Origin of the sequence: Shewanella sp. LZH-2 (genome assembly GCF_016859145.1) — a bacterium.
Taxonomy (GTDB): domain Bacteria; phylum Pseudomonadota; class Gammaproteobacteria; order Enterobacterales; family Shewanellaceae; genus Shewanella; species Shewanella xiamenensis.
In genome coordinates, this window is sequence record NZ_CP069350.1 from 3489011 (window position 1) to 3509068 (window position 20058).

A 20058-nucleotide genomic window follows, 5' to 3' on the forward strand; every position below is an offset into this window, starting at 1 on the left:
CTTTGTCGAAGGGTGGTATACTCGCGAAACTATTTTGCCTTTTCTTTCAATACAACCAAAAAGACGTGCTAAGTTAATGATGAATTTTGTAAAAAGTCCCATTAAGACATTGCTGCTAATTTCGAGTGTTTCTCTTCCTGTTTATGCTGCGCAGCCGATTGTTACCCCTGATGCACCAACCGTGGCCGCCAAGGCTTACATCTTGATGGATTATAATTCAGGCCAAATCATTGCCGAAGAAAATGCATACGAGAGTTTAAACCCCGCCAGCTTAACGAAGATGATGACCAGCTATGTGATTGGTCAGGAAATTAAAGCCGGTAACGTATCTCCCGATGATGATGTCACCATCAGTAAAAATGCTTGGTCGAAGAACTTCTCTGACTCATCGAAAATGTTTATCGAAGTGGGTAAAACCGTAAAAGTTTCTGACTTAAACCGCGGCATCATCATTCAATCCGGTAACGATGCTTGTGTCGCGATGGCCGAACATATTGCGGGTACTGAAGGCGCCTTTGTTGACATGATGAACTCGTGGGCAAAGCAGCTTGGTATGCGTGATAGCTACTTTGAAAACTCCCATGGCCTAGATTCAGAGAACCATAAAACGACGGCCTATGATATGGCACTTTTAGGTGCAGCACTCATTCGTGACGTGCCAGAAGAATACCGTGTCTACAGCGAAAAATACTATACCTTCAACGGTATCAAACAATATAACCGTAATGGTCTGCTGTGGGATAACAGCATGAATGTGGATGGTATCAAAACCGGCCACACTTCTGGAGCAGGTTATAACTTAGTCGCTTCTGCAACTAAGGACGGTATGCGTTTGATTTCAGTGGTATTAGGCACTCAAAGTGAAGCAGCTCGTAAAGCCGAAAGTAAAAAACTGCTGACCTATGGTTTCCGCTTCTTCGAAACAGTGACCCCTTACAAGGCCGGCGACAGCTTCGTGACGCAAAAAATTTGGTACGGTGATAAGAGTACCGTCGATTTAGGTGTCGCTACAGATGCACCAGTTACCGTCAGCCGTGGCCGTGCAAAAGACTTAAAAGCCAACTTCGAACTGACTAAGCCACTGGACGCACCACTGAAAAAAGGTGAAACAGTGGGACGCTTATACTTCCAGTTAGATGGCAAAGATATTGCGCAATTCCCGCTAGTTACCTTACAAGAAGTCAACGAAGGCAGCTGGTTCAGCAAATTAGTTGATTACTTTAAGCAACTGTTTTCTGGTTGGTTTAGCTAATCCGGCTCACAAAACTCAGCCACCTTCGGGTGGCTTTGTTGTTTTTGGGGGAGTATCACCCTTGAATCGGGTATAATCGCCACCATATAGTTCCTATTAAAATGGTTATTGAGCACGACTATGTTAAACACAAAATTTGATGAACTCATGGAGTTTCCCTGCGCCTTCCCATTCAAAGTGGTTGGCGATGCCCACGAAACCTTAACGGATAGAGTGGTTGCGGTAGTGCAAAAACACGCTCCAGGTGATTATTCACCAACAGTTAAAGCCTCGAGCAAAGGGAGCTACTATTCAGTCACTATCCGTGTCACTGTGACCAGCAAAGATCATATCGAAATACTGTACACTGAGCTTGCCGGTATCGAAGGCGTTCGCCGCGTACTATAAGTATTCCTCAAGGCTATAAAATGTGATCTATCTTACATTTATGGCCAAGAGGCGTATAATAGCGCCACTCAATTATAGGGGAGAGGTTGCCCTTGCAAGACACCACTTTGCATATTCGGCATCTGGGACAGCAGGATTATGAGTCTGTGTGGCATGCAATGCAGCATTACACCGACACTCGTAACAGCGACAGTCCAGACGAACTGTGGATCGTTGAACATCCACCCGTATTTACCCAAGGCCAAGCAGGTAAAAGCGAACATATTTTGAATCCGGGCGATATTCCCGTGATCCAAGTGGATCGTGGTGGTCAAGTCACTTACCACGGACCAGGGCAATTAGTTGTCTACCCTCTCCTCGATATTAAACGCAGTAAAGTGGGTGTCCGCCAACTTGTGACCCATATCGAGCAAAGCATTATCGATATGCTTGCCAAATACGCTATCACTGCCTACGCCAAGGCCGATGCACCGGGGGTGTATGTGGATGAGCGCAAAATTGCCTCTTTGGGTCTAAGGATCCGTAAAGGCTGTTCATTCCATGGCTTAGCACTGAATGTGGATATGGATTTGGCCCCATTTCGACGCATTAATCCCTGCGGTTATGCAGGGCTTGAGATGGTGCAATGTAAAGAACTTGGCGGCCCACAAACCGTGATTGAAGCAGGCGAGCAACTCATTATTACCTTTAGCCAACTACTGGGCTACCAACATCTAGTTCATCATCAAGGATTAGCAGCGTCATGAATAGGCCTGAACGTTTACAACCCGGAGTCAAATTAAGAGATGCCGATAAAGTCTCGCGCATTCCGGTTAAAATCGTGCCCTCTGAGCGCGAAACCATGTTACGCAAACCCGATTGGTTAAGGGTTAAACTGCCCGCGTCTAACCAACGCATTCTCGATATTAAGCAAGCGTTACGCGCTAACGGCCTGCACTCGGTCTGTGAAGAAGCTTCTTGTCCTAACTTGGCAGAATGTTTTAACCACGGCACTGCGACCTTTATGATTTTGGGCGCAATTTGTACTCGCCGCTGCCCATTCTGCGACGTGGCCCATGGTCGTCCACTCAAGCCCGATGCGGAAGAGCCTGTTAAATTGGCTCAAACCATCCGTGATATGAAGCTAAAATACGTGGTAATCACCTCGGTTGACCGCGATGACCTGCGTGATGGCGGTGCCCAGCACTTTGCCGACTGTATCCGTGAGATCCGTAAGCTCAATCCCGAGATTAAGATTGAGATCTTAGTGCCCGATTTCCGTGGTCGTATCGATGCCGCTCTCGATATTCTGTCGACTGAGCCGCCTGATGTGTTCAACCACAACCTTGAAACTGCGCCTATGCATTACCGCAAAGCGCGTCCGGGTGCGAACTATCAATGGTCACTCGACCTACTGAAGCGCTTTAAAGAGCGTCACCCCAACGTGCCGACAAAATCGGGGCTGATGATGGGTCTAGGTGAAACCAACGAAGAAATCGCTCAAGTGCTGCGTGATTTACGTGAGCACAAGGTTGAAATGTTGACCTTAGGTCAATATCTGCAACCGTCTAAGTTCCACCTGCCGGTTGAGCGTTACGTGTCACCAGCCGAGTTTGATGAGCTTAAAGCCCTTGCCGATGAGCTAGGCTTTACCCATGCTGCTTGTGGTCCATTAGTGCGTTCAAGCTACCATGCAGACTTGCAAGCTCAAGGTAAAGAAGTGAAGTAACCTTCGCTTTATTAACTCCATAAAAAAACAGCGCTAATGCGCTGTTTTTTTTATATCTACTTTTAAAAACTTAAACCGTTTCGCTTAAGGCTAAATCCATCAAAATCGCATCTTCTTTGCCCTCTTCCAAAGGGTAATAGCCTTTGCGCCGACCGGTTTCGACAAAGCCCCGCTTCTGATAGAGTGCGCGCGCGGCAAGGTTTGATTCGCGAACCTCCAGCATCAGCACCACGGCCTTGGCAGCCTTAGCGACGTCGATAACCGCCGTGAGTAGCAGATGCCCATATCCTCGCCCTTGTTGTTCTGGCGGCAAACAAATATCCAGCAGCGTTGCCTCATCGACAATCTGCTGCACAATCGCGAAGCCGAGCAACTTGCCATTGCTTTGCATTAATCCAATAACGCGGTACAAGTGGCCAAAACAATCGGCAAGGTTATTCTCACTCATAGGATGGGAATGAGCACTCGCTTCAATGCGCGCCATTTGACTCACATCCGTTGGCGTCAGAAGTACGATTTGCAATGATTCGTTAAGGGTATTAAGGACTTGATGACTCACGGGAAAATCCAAATTAAAAGGTAACTCACGATAATGTGTACTGGACACGACTAGGCCGTTAATTGCTGCTCACGCCACTGGCAAATCTGCCCCCACAAGGCACGCTTTGCCTCACTGTGTGACAGCAAGTCCGCAAGGGGATCCGACACTAACCAAGCCACTCTCGGTCTAACCCTGTGGCGGCGTAAATCCCAAACTATGGTTTTGCCCTTATGTGGCTCAGTGTTGAACTCGCAGTCATCCTTACTGATCCCAATTAAGCCAAGGACCGTATCAATCAGTGGCTCAGCGGCAGACGACATATCATCAACATCCAAAACCACTTGATAAGTTCGCACTTTAGTATCGCGAAGCTGCCAAGGAGTTATCTCCATCGCGGCTAAATAGGCAGATTTATTCATAGGGTTATTGGGGTTTCATTAGGCACTGACACCGCATAAGGATACCAGCTAAATGGGCCGAATGTTATTGCCAAGATACGGTTCATGACTCAAGCCAAACGTTTGCTTACGCTTTAATCTATAAAATCGATTTTATGAATCTATTTTAACCGCTTTATATGTTTAGCTTATTTGATAAGCTATCTCCATTGAGTAGGACAATAGGAGGAATTTCCATGATTAACATCGGCATCAACCAAGCTCATAGAGAAGAAATCGCCGCTGGGTTAAATCAGTTATTGGCCGACAGCTATAGCCTTTACCTTAAAACCCACAGCTTCCACTGGAACGTCACAGGCCCCATGTTCACTAGCTTGCACTTATTGTTTGAACAGCAATATACCGAGCTTGCCTTAGCGGTCGATTTAATCGCCGAGCGAGTTCGTGCATTGGGCGCAAGGGCATTAGGCTCCTATTCGGCCTATGCCAAGTTGACCGAAATCCGTGAAGACCAAGGTGTCACTAAAGCTGAAACCATGATCCGTGAACTGTTAAGCGACCAAGAAGTAGTGATTAGAAATGCCCGTGCGCTCTATCCCTTGGTTAGCCAAGCCAACGACGAGGCCACGGCAGATTTACTCACCCAGCGCATTCAACTCCATGAGAAAAATGCGTGGATGCTACGTAGCTTATTAAGCGAATAACCTTTTCATCATCCCCAAGCCAAATGGCCGAGCAGTCACGCGCTCGGCCATTTTATTGGGCATTTATCGATGCTAAAGCCAATTTAGAGATACTTAAGCCAAGCCTGCTGACTCTGTCCTTTGTAACGGCTAAACCAGCGCACGGGATAATAGAGCAAAGGAATTAAGACTACGCTTATCAGCCATACCCACCCCATATGCGCTACGCCAAACAGCTCACCATGGTTGGCGCCAAATATCCCTTTAGCCAGCGAATACAGCAACAGCAGCACATATAAGTGCAAGATATAGAAGAACATAGGTACAGAGCCAAACACTGCTAACCTCTGCCCCATCCAACCTAATACTCTGCCTGCCGCAAAATAGCGCTCAAACACCACTAAGCAATAGAACATCCCGCCCAAGGTCACCAACAAAAAACTCAGTGATGGCGGATACTTAGTTAGATTAAATACTGACATTAAGGTTTGGCCTAAGGTATCGCCAAACTGCCAAGGCAGCGTCTCGCCGTAGAGATTAAACCCACGCAGCAAGCCAAACAGCAGAGCGCAGCCAAGTCCTAACAGTATTAATTTTTGCTGACGCAGCCCCGCATCACTCCCTCTGCCAAATAAGGGGCCAGCCACATAGCCCAATAAAATCACGCCAATCCAAGGTAGCGCTGGGTAACTTATCTTCAGCTTAAGCTCGCCCTCGGCAATCAAATAACCTCGGTCATGCAGTATCGTCCACAGACTATAGCCCCACTCGTCTGGCGTAAAATGAATAGGCGACAATAGGTTATGGCCAAAGATAATCAATAGTCCGAGTAATGCCATCCACAACCTCGGGAGGTTGATTAATGCCGCAAGGGCCAACATGCTCAGCCCTATCACCCAAATCACCTGCAACCACAGGGTGTTATAATTGCCCATCCATGAGAAATTTATCACCAGCACCTCGAGGGCGATTAAGAATAGTCCGCGCTTAATTAAAAACTCGCGCGCAGAGCGTGGTTCACCATAACCGCGATTGGCGTAAAGCCAAGCCGAGACCCCAGTTAAAAAAACGAACACAGGCGCACAAAAGTGCGCCGCAAAACGGCTGACAAACAGCGCCCAGTTTGTTGTGCTCAAATCCATAGGATCGCTCACCTGCATATGCAGGAAAAACCGCTCCCGCACATGGTCGAGCAACATAATCAGCATCACTAAGCCGCGCATCATGTCGATGCTATTGATCCGCTGACGCCCTTGCAGTTTAGGCGCAACAGTCGAAGCCATGGGTGTCACTGTGACATTAGAATTCATAGCTAACACTCACTTTAACGTTACGTGGCTCACCCGGTACAGCCCACAGCGCCGAGTAACTGCTGGCGATATAGTGCTCATCCAGTAGGTTATCGACATTGAGGGCGAGACTTAAGTTGTCAGCAAGCCGAGTCGTGAAGAACATTCCAAGTAACTGATAATTCGGTAATTGAAAACTCGGTTCGGCCGAATCGCCCAAGCGTGAGTCCACATAACGCCAACTCAGCCCTAAATGACCGTCGATAGAAAGCTCATTTAAGTCCTGCTTGAGGATGACACTGCCCGTGTGTTTTGGCACATTGACCAGCGGACTCCCCGCCGGAATTAACACGCCCCAATCCAGATTCAGGCTGTCGTTCGCCGTGCGGGTATTAAGGTAGGCATAGGACAAGGTTGCTTGTAAGCTTTCAGTTAACTCGGCCGCGACATCCAATTCAATCCCCGTGCTCTTGGCTTCACCAAGGGTCGCAGAAAAGCCGACATTGACGGGATCTGAGGTCAAGATATTGCTCTTTTGCGCATCAAACCAAGCCAAGCTGCCATTAACGGGTAACTCAAACCAAGTGTTGTTGAACTTAACCCCTAACTCGACGGATTTACTCTCCTCTGGCTCGAAGGGATTACCTGCAAAATCAGTGCCTGAAAGCGGTAAAAAACCTTCCGAATAGGAGCCGTAAACACTTAACGCCTCAGACCATTGATACACTAATCCGACTTTCGGACTGACCCTGTGATCGCGTTGATCCGACAGACTCGCGTTGACCTGCTCTGCAATTTCTTGGGAATAACGGTCAAACCTTAAACCCAAATGCAGTTTCCAGTGCTCGGTTAACTCCAATTGATCCTGTAAATAGGCGCCCCAGGCATCTTGAGTCTCTCGGTTTTCATATAGCAGACTGACCTCCGGCTGAGCCGCGCCATATTGGGGGGCAAAGATGTCGATAGCATAGGCGCCCTTCTTGCCTCGATAACGGTAGAGTCCCGTTTTTAGTCGATAATGATAGGCATCCGTTCCGAGCAGCAGATTGTGCCTTATGTTGCCAGTATCAAACTGGCCGCTGAGTTCGGTACGCACTGAATGGTCTTCAGAAGAGTAATCTCGATAGCGATGCTGCCGCGTCAGAGTACGGCCATCGTCATATAAGGATTGACGTCCCTTTGCTAATTCGGCATCCGATGAGTAGCCATTTAGACTCGAATCGCGGTAGTTATAACCCGCAGTAAGCGACCAATCCTCATTCAATTCATACTCATAGGTAAGCTGATGCCCAGTCGCATCCACCTTAGTTGGCCCATCGTTGGGCTCGCCCAAGTAACGCGAACGGGGCACGGTATTAAAGTCGTTATGGAGCACCACTACGCCACGGTCAAATAACTGTTCCTGCCTAAGAAATTCAACCTCATACAGAAGCGATGACTTATCGGACAGTTGCCAGCGCAGCGATGGCGTGACGATTTTTTTATCGCTAAACACGTAATCGCGAAAACTGTCATGCTCCTGCCAAGCACCATTGATCCTAAAGGCCAAGGTATCGGTCAGCCCCGAGGTAAAATCCCCCTCCAACCGATATTGATCGAAACTCCCTGAGGAGGCTTTTAAATAGCCTTGCGCCTCGTACTGCGGCTTTTTGGTCACAATATTCACTGTGCCGCCCGGCTCCGAGCGTCCATAAAGCGCCGAGCCTGGGCCTTTGAGGATTTCCACATAGGCCACATTCGATAGGTCTCTATGACCACTAAAGCCTCGACCACCATTAAAACCATTGATTAAATAGCCCGATGGCATGTTTTCATTCCCTGGAAAGCCCCGTAATGAAAAACTATCCCACAGCCCACCACCGTTATTTTGCCGCGCGACACTGGCGGAATAATCCAATAAGTCTTGAAAACGCGTCAGTCCAGTATCTTTAATCAGTTGCTCATCCAGCACAGTAATCGCTTGGGGTAACTCAGTCGCCGACACATTGCCGCGGTAGGCCTGTCGATAATGAATGCTTAAACGCTCGATATCGTCATTAAGTCCAGCGGTATCAGTTTGCACAGCCTCGGCGGCCAATAGGGGTACACTCGTATCCAACGCCAATAACGCCACGCCCAGCAGTAATACCGAGCGCTTTTGAATGACATAAGTAGCCATTTTTTACTCCCAAAATAAACAGCATCGGGCACCTTGGTTAAGCCAAAGCGCTCGAAAATAAGAGAAATAGATAAAAAGCAGGAGTTAGGCTGTTAGCGGGGGCGCACGGCTATGGAAGTTGCGCCTAAATGGCGTCTTAAAGGAAATAACATCAAACTCAACCGAGATAACACCCTGTTGAGAAACTTGAAAATCTAACGGAGAGTATGAGAGTGCATGCTGCAATTGATGCTGATGCAAACACAGCGCGCAGTGGGCCTTGGTATCATCATTGAGGTGGGAAACACTGTGCACCGCAAACGCAACAGATAGCAACACTAAGATGGCTGCAAGCCATAGTGCTAATCTGCGCCTTGTTTGTATCACAGAGCTCAAACCATACATCCTCAAACCAAAGGGATTGCGATTGTATGTTAGACACTACGAAAGTTGCAAATACCTTTACTTAACAAATGTAAGCAAATGCGGTGAGAAAATTTATCGCGCGCAAAATAAAACGGCTCGCATATTTCTATGCAAGCCGTTGTTTTATTTGGCAGGGGTGGCAGGACTCGAACCCGCAACCATCGGTTTTGGAGACCGCTGTTCTACCAATTGGAACTACACCCCTGTTGACGTGGGGCATTATGCTAAAAGCACTCTCAAAGGTAAAGGACTTTTTATGACAAACTTAATTAACTGAGGAATTTTCAAACAAGTTTTGCATCTACTGTTGATTTAATTGGCATAAAGCTGAAAAAGTCGGCATGTAAGCTCAGTGCAGAGCGTTAAAAAACCGTTGGCAACGGCGTAAACGGTGAAACCTGATGCTCTGTCTATGGCCCAGAAACTCACAAAAGAGTCGTGAAAACGCCTTAAAGGATAAATTTAAGCACAGTACATCCCATACACTAGCGACTAAATTCCCTCGCTGATGGTTAATCATCAAGGGTTGAGATAAAAATTCGCCGCAAATCATTGTCCCAAAGCTGGATAATTTTGCGGGTCTTATCCTTATTCCAAAAACACTTACCAAACAGGATAAGCCCTGCGCCCTCTAAATCCCGCTTATCTTCGATATTAAAGCGCTTAAACAGTTTGGTTTTGACGGCCTCAATTGGAATGCCTATGTCTTTACTGTCGGCGGGATTGAGCCAAGATAACGTCGGGTCGCTGTGTGAGATAGTACCCCAGTACATATGGGGTTTGTTATCCGTCGGATCCGCATCGGCAAAATTCACAAACAAATTCTTCGCCCGCCAGCGGTACTTACGCTCATCATCGGTGTAAACCCAAAGATCCGAAGTCGCCAGATCGGAGCCTCGCAGCAGGCTATGGAGTAACTTTTCTAGCCCTTGGCTCGGAGTACGCTTTGCCGTGATGGTTATTTCTGGCTTATCGGCCGCTACCTGATAGTCAGCTTTGGGCTCCTGTACTGACTCTAATTGCTCGGTATCATTTTCAATTTCACTTTTGGCCACAACCTCTTGCTCTTGGGGAGCGTTGATTTTGTGCGCTGAGTTAGAGGGTCTCTTATTACTGGGATTAAGCGAAAAATCGATTACCAAAGCATCGGCGTCGAGCAATTGTTGCTGCACTTCGAGGGCATCTTGTTCTTCACGGGACTTTTGCGCCGACGGATTAAATTCGATGCAATCTAACTCATGATAACGGGAGCCAAAACAGGCGGCCTTACCATCCTTAGATGCTTTACGAAAATAGGCTTTGCCGTAGCAGGCGGGGCAATATAAATGCTGGCGCAAACGCTCAATCTCAGCCTCGGGTAACTGCTGAAACTTGAACACACTGTAGGTGACACCAGCCTGAGCATGAGGATTGAGTCGTAATGGTGACGAAGCCTGCTCTGCCGCAGCCTCGGTTGTGAGTACACAAATCGCATCCAACATCTCTTGCTCCCTAATCCTTATCTTCGCGACCTTATCTCAAGTCTTAAGCTGGAAGAAAATAGCTCGCTAATCGTGCAGCTAAGCTCGGCGGCAATAAGGGTTTATTAGCGACTGTCGTTTTGCCATAAAAACCTTGCAGCTTGTCGATTAACTGCCAAAAACAGAGGTTCGCCGCCAATGCATCGAGGGCGGCGTACTGAATTTGCGCTTGGGATAAAGGCACTTGTTGCCAATTCGAGAGAGTCAATTTTTTAGGTTTATCGATGCGTTTATGCAGTAATGCCGCCACCAATTGCCGCGTGCCCACTTCCTTCCCAGCCCCGAGCTGCGCCATCGCCCAATTCAAATCGAGTCGAGGGGAGACCTGAATATCCCAATCCCGTTTCAGTGCTTGGCCATCGCCCCTTAATCCAATCCCCACTTTGAGGATCTGCTCATTTTCGAGTAAAGGTTTAAGCTCGGCGAGCCTCTCACCCAATACCGCCCGCTGAAATAAATAACAGGTATCGGAGGTCGCCAATTGCACTAAGCTCAAGGGATGTTGAACACCCGGCTCAAAGCTTGCCCGCGTTTCGGTATCAAACCCCAGCACGGATTCACTGCTAAGTTGTTGTAAGGCGGCGGTAAGCTTATCAGACGAAACTAACTCGACCCGCACATCCACCAGCGACAGTGGCGTAAGATTAGCCAGGTCGGCATCTGTTAAGCGCGTGGTTAAGGCAAGCTTTTGTTGAAACCATGCAAACTTGAGTTGCGAATCGCCTGCCGATAAATCCCCCGCTTGGAGCTCGGTTAACTCCGCCAGATATTGACTCCCAGCTTTATCCATCGCCGCCAGCAGTTTGTCGGCATGTTCGCCTAATTCCTCACGCAGCCAAGCCAACTTATTGGGGGAAAGGCAATAACGCATTAATTGCATAATTCGTCCTTGAGCGCTGAAATAATCGCGGCGAGCACCTTTGCACTCGCACAGCTCGGATTAGCTGACGCTATAATCGCCAGCAATAAAAGGATGAAAACGGATCAGCTACGCAGCTTTTGGAATCCGGTCATCACCAATACCGCTAGGGCGCCCGCCGCAATACCAAAGAGCGCATTAAGCACACTCGGCGTCAGTAAACCAAGCATGGGGCCGACTAGGGCAAAGGTTTCCACAAATTGCTCGGCATGGTGAATTTGCTCGCCGACCCAATGTAAACCATGAGTCAGAATGCCGCCCCCCACCATAAACATGGCGGCAGTACCAATAATGGTTAGGCTCTTCATCAACACGGGCGCCGCGCTCAGTAAGCCAAACCCCAACTTACGATTAAAGCGAGTGAAGCCCGACTCGCCCTGACGCTGGCTCAGATACAGACCCGCATCGTCCATTTTGACAATCGCTGCCACCAAACCATAAACGCCTATGGTCATCACGATACCAATAATAGCGAGGGTAAAAAATTGCGTTGAGAGCGACTTATCCGCAACTATGCCTAAGGTGATGGCGATAATCTCAGCCGAGAGAACAAAGTCGGTGCGGATAGCACCCTTCACTTTTTCCTTTTCATAGGCCGCAAGATCGCTTATCTCGGGTAAGTCAGATTCAGCCTGCTCCGCGTGTTTGTCTTTGCGGTGGCTATAGCTGTGGTGTAATTTCTCAAAGCCTTCAAAACATAAAAACAAGCCGCCGAACATCAATAAGGGGGTCACCGCCCAAGGAATAAAGGCGCTGATCAACATGGCTGCGGGCACTAAAATCAATTTATTGCGAAACGAGCCTAACGCGACCGCCCAGACCACAGGTAATTCGCGGTCGGCACTCACGCCCGTGACTTGCTGGGCGTTTAAGGCCAAATCGTCCCCTAACACCCCAGCGGTTTTCTTGGCCGCAACCTTACTCATCACTGCCACATCATCCAAAATGGATGCAATATCGTCGAGTAAGGTTAATAAACTTGCCCCTGCCATACACACTCCCTTAAACCAATGTTTTATTTTGCCGATTCTGCTTTGGCAATAGTAACTTAGTTAGATTAAGCCCGCATAGAGCATTGTCTCTATCCAGATGTACTTTATCTTAAAGCACTTCCCTTTATACACAGATTAAATCAGTGCGGGCTGTAAGCAAGATCACAGCCATAGTGCAATAGCACCACACTATTTGGTGGAAAAGAGTATACTAAGCGCAGAATTTTTTACTCATTTGCCATTACAGGATGTCAACATGACTCAAGATGAAATGAAAAAAGCCGCAGGCTGGGCTGCACTCAAATACGTTGAGAAGGACAGCATTGTAGGTGTGGGCACAGGCTCAACCGTTAACCACTTTATCGATGCTTTGGCGACCATGAAGGCCGATATTGAAGGTGCGGTATCAAGCTCAGAAGCCTCTACCCAAAAGATGAAAGCCCTTGGCATCCCAGTTTATGACTTAAACAGCGTCGATAAATTATCCGTGTATGTTGATGGTGCCGATGAAATCAACGGCCATATGGACATGATCAAAGGCGGCGGCGCGGCATTAACCCGCGAGAAAATCGTTGCGGCTGTGGCTGAAAAGTTTATCTGTATCGTGGATAACACTAAACAAGTGGATATTTTGGGTGAATTCCCACTCCCCATCGAAGTGATCCCAATGGCGCGTTCTTACGTGGCCCGTGAACTCGTCAAACTCGGCGGCGACCCAGTGTACCGTGAAGGCGTTATCACGGATAACGGCAACGTGATCCTCGACGTTTATAATCTTAAGATCATCAATCCTAAGGAATTAGAAGATAAGATCAACGCCATCGTCGGCGTAGTGACCAACGGTCTATTCGCAAAACGCGGCGCCGATGTGTTACTGGTTGGCACCCCTGAAGGCGTGAAAACCTTTACCGCTTAAGGCAAGGTGAGTCGAAAGACTCCCATGCGAGAAACAAAAATGCCGCTGCAACTGCACCGGCATTTTTTATAACCCTAAAACGATTAAGTGATTACCACACTCGAGCCACTAAGCCCTTGAGGTAAAAACCTTCGGGGAAGGCGCTGCCAATCGGGTGATCGCTCGCCTGGCTTAAACGCTCGATAAATTGGATCTCACGTTTGGCATCCAGTGCGGCATCGGCAACGATTTTTTGGAACAGATCCGCAGGCATTAATCCCGAGCAAGAGAAGGTCAGCAGCACCCCGCCCGGATTTAATAATTGCAGCGCAATCATATTGATATCTTTATAGCCACGACAGGCACCGTTGAGCTGCGACTTATTGTCGGCAAACTTTGGCGGGTCGAGTACGATTACATCGAAGGTTTTACCCTCATCGCGATACTGACGTAACAGCTTAAACACATCGGCTTCGTTGTAATGCACATTGTCATCATTTAACCCATTGACTCGCATATTCAAACGCGCAGTATCGAGGGCAAGTGATGAGACATCGACGTTCTCAATGCTGGCCGCGCCCGCCTTAGCAGCATAGAGGCCAAAGGTGCCGGTGTAGCAAAAACAGTTCAGTACCGATTTGCCTTTCACAAAACGGGCGGCGATGGCGCGGTTATCGCGCTGGTCGAGGTAGAAACCGGTTTTATGACCCTTAGTCACATCAACGGCGATTTTGATACCGTTTTCTTCAATAATGACGGGCATTTCAGGCAGCGTGCCATGGAGTAAACCCATGGTAGAGGCTAAGCCTTCTTTCTTACGGGAATCGACGTCTGAGCGCTCATAAATCGCGCAATCGGGATACAGCTCGGCGAGTACATCGACAATAGTGTCACGCCATACATCGGCGCCCATGCTCAGCAATTGGCAGACCAACACATTGGCGTATTTATCAATGGTAATACCGGGCAAACCATCGGACTCGGCGGCAATTAAGCGGTAGCCGGTTAAGCCTTGCTCACGAATAAGATCATCGCGTCCCGCTTGTGCACGCAGAATACGACGCTTAAAAAACTCACGGTCAATTTCTTCTTCGCGATCAAAAGTCCAAATTCGTACTTGGATTTGAGACTCAGGAGACCAAGCACCACGGCCCAACCAATGACCATCGTGGGCAACCACATCGACGGTCTGCCCCGGTTCAGGCTTACCTTTAACGTTGTGGATCCCGTTGGAAAAGACCCAAGGATGACGACGCTCAAGGGACTTTTCGCGACCGGGTTTAAGTTTGATTCTGATAGCCATAGTACCGCCTTTGATAATTGTACCGCCTGTGTGTTGTACCACCGTAATCAATAGTACCGTTCGAACACTAGGCGCCGCCCTCTAAAAATGGAAGCGGATAATATACCTAATAGGGTTCGAGTGCGAGCCATCTGTCCAAAACATCAGCTCTCCATTCCCATGGTCTGCGATCATACTCCAGTTTCGCGGGTAAAACCCTGGGCCGAGGGCGTGTTAACGATTCAAGATGAGATGTTGTTCTTGATGGCATCCTCGACAGTTATTTTACTTGCTAACGCCGCAGCGCCAATTCCACCCATACCGGTGCATGATCGGTACTGTAAGCATCACGCTCATATTCGGGCCTGACTAAGTGTCTATCGCAGGTTTGATAATCCACCACCTGAGCCAAACTGCGACTATCACTGGCATCAAACTCATTGGAAAGCAAAATATAATCGAGTACCGAACCTTTAGGGCCGTAGTAATGGGTTGCAGCTCGATGCTCCCGAGAATGGACTAGGTTATCGGGCATATTCGCCGCAATAAATAACTCGTAAGCATCTTGCAGTCGATATTGTGCAAACACAGCCGAACGTGCAGTATCAGACAAATGCCCAAGTCCCGCGGCCTTGATATCATTGCTGTGAAGATGCTCGCCTTGGAGCGTTAATGCATCCAACGCCCCCATGGACAAACTATCGTTAAAATCACCCATCAGGATCACCGGATATCTTATGCTTTGCCGCCGCGCGAGAATAGCATGGAACAACAATGCCGCCTCTGCGCCCCGCTGCATGGTCGATGCCCAGCGACCTAGGGCTTGCTCAGTTAATAACTTAGTCTCAGAGTGCAACGCAAGCGTGGGCGGCGCACTTAAGGTTAAGCCTAAGGGATGTGGCTCTAACGCAAGTCCCGGGCGCTTAGATTTAAAATGCACCACATAGCAATCACAAGCGCCAATTTGCGGTATATCCACCGTCGCCCGCAGCACTTTACGACTAAAGGTAAATTGGCTCGATAACCCCATCGCAGCAACTAAATGTGCATCGGGTTCAATCGCATGCACCTCAAGGATAGGAAAGCGCGATGCTAGTGCAACCACTGGGCTTTGATAAATGTAATCGCTGACCAAGGCCGCACTGTCGACTATGGCAAAATGTGTTAACCCTTGCTGCGCCGCAAGTTGTTTTAATGGCTCAGGGCTAAACACTTCCTGAAACCCGACAATATCCGGATGATATTGGTTTAAAAGCTCGCCAAACCACTGACACTTCTTTTGCCATTGACCATGGCTATAGATATTTTCAAAATCGTAAAAGGCTAAAGGTGGTTCAATAAAATTAAATAGATTGATAGTCGCAATACGAATATTCGAATGGCAGTTTTCAGCCGAAATGGACTGCTGTTGGGAAGCAAATGTCACAGGTGATTCCTCTTTAGCCAAACCGTTGTGCTAATTAAACTCGGTTCTTAACTGATTGCGACAAATCGATTTTATCATTAAATACATCCATTAACTGGCGCAGAACAACAGCAATTAATAAATATCAAACCTTATAAAAATACAGCCAGCCCCCAAGGCAACCTACTGCACACCAAAATGCAACACAGCAAAAACCTAAAACAAAAATCAACTCAAGAATAAAAGCAAAATTGAAACATAAACATAGGTAATTGCCTATTGGGTTGACTTTCATTGTCAGCGGTTTAGAATCTAGCCGATTTTACCATTAGGAGACCCACTGTGGGCACACACATAAGCGACAGTAGATGCCCTGTCCAAAAGACAGGATTTAACGCCTAGCACTAGCCCGCAATATTTTGCTGCTACCTGCTAAGCAGGGTAGTAGCGTGACACATCTCACCCCACACCCGTACATTCAATTTCAGACCTTAATATTAGCCAGTCATGCTAGCGTTAGCGCTCGCCTATTGGTTTTTCCGGCATTGAGCCGGAGGATAAGTGCTGCCTATTGAATACATCTTCACGCCTATTTTGCCCCAGTTGGCTCCCCACACTCAGGGAGTTAAACCATGGCGTACACAAACAAGCCATTCACCTTTGCTTTTCAGTCTTGGGCATTTTTGGGACTATGCATTAGCGTCGCAACACATGCCTCTCAACTCGATGTGGATGATCCCAGCATCGCCGAACACTGCGAGTTACAGCTAGGTTGGCAACAGCCGAGATCCGATCATAGCGCAAAACAGATAAATGGCAGTGGCACCTGCAACTCAGGCCAGTGGGAATGGCACTTAGGCATTGAACAACAAAGTAATAATGCTATCAATGAGCAGCAAACCGAGCTGGGATTCAAATTGCCATTAAATGCAGACTATGCCCCTTGGCAAAGTGCGCTGGCTGTTAATTTGCAAAAAAATCATCAAGGCAGCCACCCTCTAACAACGCAAATTGTAGGGATTTTGGGATATGACTTGGCAGCTCAGAATTTACGCCTCTATAGCAACCTAGGTATAGATCAGTATGGCGCTCAATCGCCCCAGCTTATTGCAGGAGTTGCTATCGCCTTCGAATACGACACTGAGCAGCAATGGATAGCCGAATTTTATCGCCATGAGTCCCATGAACGAGCCTACAAACTCGCATATCAATATTTACTTAAAAGACAGTTACAACTTCAACTAAGCCTAGGCAACAGCCTAAAAGGAAACACACAACAGCTGGGCGCTGACTTTACCTTTTTCTTTAATTAATAGATCGTTGGGAGAATGAACTATGAACATGAACAACAACCAAAAAAATACTAAGCAAATCGTCGTAGCTATCCAAAATATTTTAGAGCAGCGCGATACAGCAGGCATTACGGCTTTAGCGAAAGAGCGTCACCCCGCAGATATTGCCGCTGTAGTTGGTAGCTTTACTCAGCCACAGCAATTACGGTTTTTGCAACTTGCGCCCGCCAAAATTGCGGCGGATTTATTTCGTTATTTACGTGATGAATTACAAACAGAATTAGTGCAGCAGTTAGATAAAACCACGCTGTCATCGCTGTTGCTCACTATGGCAGCGGACGAGCGCGCCGATCTTTATAACCTGCTCGAACCTGAACAACAAAAACGACTATTGCCCGTGTTAGCACAGGCAAAACGAGAGGATATGCGCACTTTAGCCGCCTACGATAAAACCAAGGTCGGTGCGGCGATGACATCGGATTACACTCTGCTCAATAGCCGTCATACCGCCGCCCAGGCGATTGAAATGCTGCGCACGGAAACCGCCGATAAAGAGACGATTTATCAAGCCTATGTGGTCGATATGTTAGGCCGTTTAATTGGAACGGTATCACTTAGACAATTACTTTTAGCGCAGCCAGAAGAGCGAGTGGTCGACTTTATGAAACCCAACCCCATCGCCTTAGATGCCAACGCCCTTTGCCAAGAGGCAGTACAGATGATCGCCCATTACGATTTGTTGGCTCTCCCCATCATCAATGGCAAGGGACAGTTAGTCGGTATTGTCACCTATGACGATGCGATGGACATTGCCAGTTCACAGGTTGATGTTGAATTTACTAAAACTGCGGCCATCGGCAATATTGATCACAATTTAAAAACCGCCAGCATAGGCTTGCTCTATCGTAAACGAGTCGTTTGGTTGGTCATTTTGGTGTTTGGTAATATTTTCTCAGGCGCTGGCATCGCCTTTTTTGAAGATACCATTGCCAGTTATGTTTCTTTGGTGTTCTTTCTTCCCCTGCTCATCGATAGCGGCGGTAATGCGGGTTCACAATCAGCCACCTTGATGGTGCGAGCCTTAGCCACTGGCGAAGTGATACTCAAGGATTGGCTCTCATTACTGGGGCGTGAATTAGGGGTAGCAGGATTACTCGGTGCCAGCATGGCCTTGGCAGTATCGCTACTTGGGTTTTGGCGCGGTGGTCCAGAGATTGCTCTAGTTGTCGCGCTGACCATGCAGATCGTAGTGATCATTGGCAGCCTGATTGGCATGTCACTACCCTTTTTACTCAGCAAGTTAAAAATGGATCCGGCTTCAGCCAGCGCACCACTTATCACCTCAATTGCCGATATCATTGGTGTGCTCGTTTACTTTAGTATTGCTACAATGATTTTAGATTTACCTGTGGCTTAAAAGAGTTACAACGCTTTTGCTGCGATGCTGATGAAAAGCGTTAACACTCAAACTAGCAAGCTCAATTAAGGTTGAATCACAATTTGTAGAAATACAGTACGAGATATTCACTTGTTACCCAAAATGGACTTGGGCAATTTATTTGCTCAAGTTCATAAATTCATTGTTATTCAATAAAAAAGTAAGATTATGGCATTGATATACGTTAATATTTTCTTACCACACTTTCCTACTTACCCTAATACCGCAGGGATTGCACCTTAGACGTTATTAATTCAGTGGCCATAACAATATCAATAAAAGTTTAGAGGTTTTTATGTGGTTTAATTCAAGACTCAAAGCAGAAAACGAAGCGCTGAAGCAAAAGCTCATTGATCAACAAGATAGATACGAAGTTGAAATCGAAGAGCTAAAAAATATGGCCCGCGAAAATGAAGCCATGCAACAACAGTCCCGCCAAAATACCGATCATTATAGTGCGGTGATTGCCTGCCAAAATCAGGGCGGCGAGATGTTAAATGCAGTGAGAGATGGCCTTGCCAGCAGTGCAGAGCTACTCACTGAAGAAAAAGAAGCACTGTCCGAATTAGATAAAATTTTTGATCAAACGCGGGTAGCCATTATTAATTTAGGTAATAGAGCAACCTATATAAATGAACAAGCCACCAGTAGCATGACTGCTGTAACCGAGCTCGATAGTACCACTTCTTCTATTAACCAGTTTGTTGCCGCCATTCAAGGGATCTCTGAGCAAACCAACCTACTCGCCCTCAACGCAGCAATTGAAGCCGCCCGAGCGGGCGAAGCTGGACGAGGTTTTGCGGTTGTTGCCGATGAAGTCAGACAATTAGCCAGTAAAGCTCACGAAGCGAGCAGCCAAATCGAAAAACTAGTAAAACAGATTGTTACACAAGCCTCTAATATTAAAGAGATTGTCCATAATAACCAAAACAGCGCTCTTGATGTTGCCTCATCTTCAACACAAATAGGGCAAGTCGTTGAAGATGTACTGCAACGTTCTAATAAAATGCAGCAGGTAATTCATAATGCCGCGACAGCCTCATTCTTAAATACCACTAAACTCGACCACGCCGTTTGGAAGAGTAATGTGTATCAACTTATTGAAAAGAATCAGCACAGCCATGGTGTGAACTCCCATACTGAATGCCGTTTAGGCCAATGGTATTTTAAAGGCTTTGGTGCTGAAAATTATCAACATTTGAGTAACTTTAAGGCCTTGGATGCTCCCCACAAAGCGGTACACGATGCAGGTAAAGCAGCACTCGCGGCAAGGCAACAGGGCAATTTACCCGAAATGGTTAGGCAACTACGTTTGATGGAAGACTCAAGTATGCGGGTCGTCAATTGTCTCGATAATCTACTACGTGATGTTTATCGCCAGTAACAGCAATATATACCCATGAATAGCGCGCTTTTTAAGTGACCTATTCATGGGTCATCAATTAGCAACCTCACTCATCTAAAGCTCACTAAAACAGATATAGCGCATCGGCA

The 20058-nt window shown here is 47.3% G+C and carries 19 protein-coding genes and 1 tRNA gene; 9 read left to right on the plus strand and 11 right to left on the minus strand.

Annotated features, from left to right (window positions below; genetic code table 11):
• The first annotated feature begins 76 nt into the window (after positions 1–76).
• The 4 genes from JM642_RS15405 (at position 77) to lipA (ending at position 3347) form a co-directional block, all read left to right on the plus strand.
• A complete protein-coding gene (locus JM642_RS15405) occupies positions 77–1252 on the plus strand; it encodes a serine hydrolase (RefSeq protein WP_037430803.1) in 1176 nt (391 codons plus the stop codon).
• A gap of 120 nt (positions 1253–1372) precedes the next feature.
• The gene (gene ybeD, locus JM642_RS15410) at positions 1373–1639 is read left to right on the plus strand and encodes a DUF493 family protein YbeD (protein ID WP_037415150.1); all 267 of its coding nucleotides are present in this window, start codon (positions 1373–1375) and stop codon (positions 1637–1639) included.
• Positions 1640–1731: 92 nt separating this feature from the next.
• Positions 1732–2385, plus strand: coding sequence for a lipoyl(octanoyl) transferase LipB (gene lipB / locus JM642_RS15415; protein WP_037430802.1), 654 nt, complete (start codon positions 1732–1734; stop codon positions 2383–2385).
• Positions 2382–3347 (plus strand): lipoyl synthase, encoded by a 966-nt coding sequence (gene lipA, locus JM642_RS15420; RefSeq protein WP_023268311.1) that lies wholly within the window; start codon positions 2382–2384, stop codon positions 3345–3347. The genes lipB and lipA overlap by 4 nt, the downstream gene beginning before the upstream one ends.
• A 70-nt stretch (positions 3348–3417) precedes the next feature.
• Here lipA and rimI read toward each other — a convergent pair whose 3' ends face one another.
• Positions 3418–3831 carry a ribosomal protein S18-alanine N-acetyltransferase gene (gene rimI, locus JM642_RS15425; protein WP_226770112.1) on the minus strand — a complete coding sequence of 138 codons (414 nt, stop codon included), beginning with the start codon at positions 3829–3831 and terminating at the stop codon, positions 3418–3420.
• Between the two features lie 125 nt (positions 3832–3956).
• Positions 3957–4307 (minus strand): DNA polymerase III subunit psi, encoded by a 351-nt coding sequence (locus JM642_RS15430; RefSeq protein ID WP_055648081.1) that lies wholly within the window; start codon positions 4305–4307, stop codon positions 3957–3959.
• Between the two features lie 215 nt (positions 4308–4522).
• Here JM642_RS15430 and dpsA point away from each other — a divergent pair, with 215 nt between their 5' ends.
• Entirely contained in the window at positions 4523–4990 is a 468-nt protein-coding gene (gene dpsA / locus JM642_RS15435; protein ID WP_055648080.1) for a DNA starvation/stationary phase protection protein DpsA, read from the plus strand.
• An 83-nt stretch (positions 4991–5073) separates the two neighbouring features.
• Here the strand turns inward: dpsA and JM642_RS15440 are convergent, their stop codons facing one another.
• The 7 genes from JM642_RS15440 to JM642_RS15470 form a co-directional block, all read right to left on the minus strand.
• Positions 5074–6279, minus strand: coding sequence for a heparan-alpha-glucosaminide N-acetyltransferase domain-containing protein (locus tag JM642_RS15440; RefSeq protein ID WP_055648079.1), 1206 nt, complete (start codon positions 6277–6279; stop codon positions 5074–5076).
• Positions 6269–8416 (minus strand): TonB-dependent siderophore receptor, encoded by a 2148-nt coding sequence (locus tag JM642_RS15445; RefSeq protein WP_099456853.1) that lies wholly within the window; start codon positions 8414–8416, stop codon positions 6269–6271. The genes JM642_RS15440 and JM642_RS15445 overlap by 11 nt, the downstream gene beginning before the upstream one ends.
• Before the next feature lie 84 nt (positions 8417–8500).
• The gene (locus JM642_RS15450) at positions 8501–8791 is read right to left on the minus strand and encodes a DUF2946 domain-containing protein (protein WP_192937891.1); all 291 of its coding nucleotides are present in this window, start codon (positions 8789–8791) and stop codon (positions 8501–8503) included.
• Between the two features lie 158 nt (positions 8792–8949).
• A tRNA-Trp gene (locus tag JM642_RS15455) sits at positions 8950–9026 on the minus strand.
• A 307-nt stretch (positions 9027–9333) separates the two neighbouring features.
• Positions 9334–10302, minus strand: coding sequence for a hypothetical protein (locus tag JM642_RS15460; RefSeq protein ID WP_099456855.1), 969 nt, complete (start codon positions 10300–10302; stop codon positions 9334–9336).
• A gap of 43 nt (positions 10303–10345) precedes the next feature.
• Positions 10346–11221 (minus strand): 3'-5' exonuclease, encoded by an 876-nt coding sequence (locus tag JM642_RS15465; protein ID WP_203432097.1) that lies wholly within the window; start codon positions 11219–11221, stop codon positions 10346–10348.
• A gap of 104 nt (positions 11222–11325) precedes the next feature.
• Entirely contained in the window at positions 11326–12252 is a 927-nt protein-coding gene (locus JM642_RS15470) for a DUF808 domain-containing protein (RefSeq protein WP_099456857.1), read from the minus strand.
• A 256-nt stretch (positions 12253–12508) separates the two neighbouring features.
• Between JM642_RS15470 and rpiA the strand changes: the two genes are divergently transcribed.
• Complete coding sequence (gene rpiA / locus JM642_RS15475; protein WP_099456858.1) at positions 12509–13168, plus strand: ribose-5-phosphate isomerase RpiA; 660 nt, start codon at positions 12509–12511, stop codon at positions 13166–13168.
• A gap of 91 nt (positions 13169–13259) precedes the next feature.
• Here rpiA and JM642_RS15480 read toward each other — a convergent pair whose 3' ends face one another.
• Positions 13260–14450: a class I SAM-dependent methyltransferase gene (locus JM642_RS15480; RefSeq protein ID WP_047536960.1), complete on the minus strand. Its 1191-nt coding sequence runs from the start codon at positions 14448–14450 to the stop codon at positions 13260–13262.
• A 271-nt stretch (positions 14451–14721) separates the two neighbouring features.
• Positions 14722–15855, minus strand: a complete 1134-nt coding sequence (locus JM642_RS15485; protein WP_203432098.1) for an endonuclease/exonuclease/phosphatase family protein — start codon at positions 15853–15855, stop codon at positions 14722–14724.
• Positions 15856–16466: 611 nt separating this feature from the next.
• On the opposite strand from JM642_RS15485, the gene JM642_RS15490 reads away from it, so the two are divergent.
• The 3 genes from JM642_RS15490 to JM642_RS15500 all read left to right on the plus strand — a co-directional run bounded on the left by JM642_RS15490 (position 16467) and on the right by JM642_RS15500 (position 19948).
• The gene (locus JM642_RS15490; protein ID WP_037430570.1) at positions 16467–17147 is read left to right on the plus strand and encodes a hypothetical protein; all 681 of its coding nucleotides are present in this window, start codon (positions 16467–16469) and stop codon (positions 17145–17147) included.
• 22 nt (positions 17148–17169) lie between these two features.
• The gene (mgtE, locus tag JM642_RS15495) at positions 17170–18543 is read left to right on the plus strand and encodes a magnesium transporter (RefSeq protein WP_037430572.1); all 1374 of its coding nucleotides are present in this window, start codon (positions 17170–17172) and stop codon (positions 18541–18543) included.
• A 316-nt stretch (positions 18544–18859) separates the two neighbouring features.
• A complete protein-coding gene (locus JM642_RS15500) occupies positions 18860–19948 on the plus strand; it encodes a methyl-accepting chemotaxis protein (RefSeq protein WP_069453358.1) in 1089 nt (362 codons plus the stop codon).
• Positions 19949–20058: the final 110 nt, after the last annotated feature.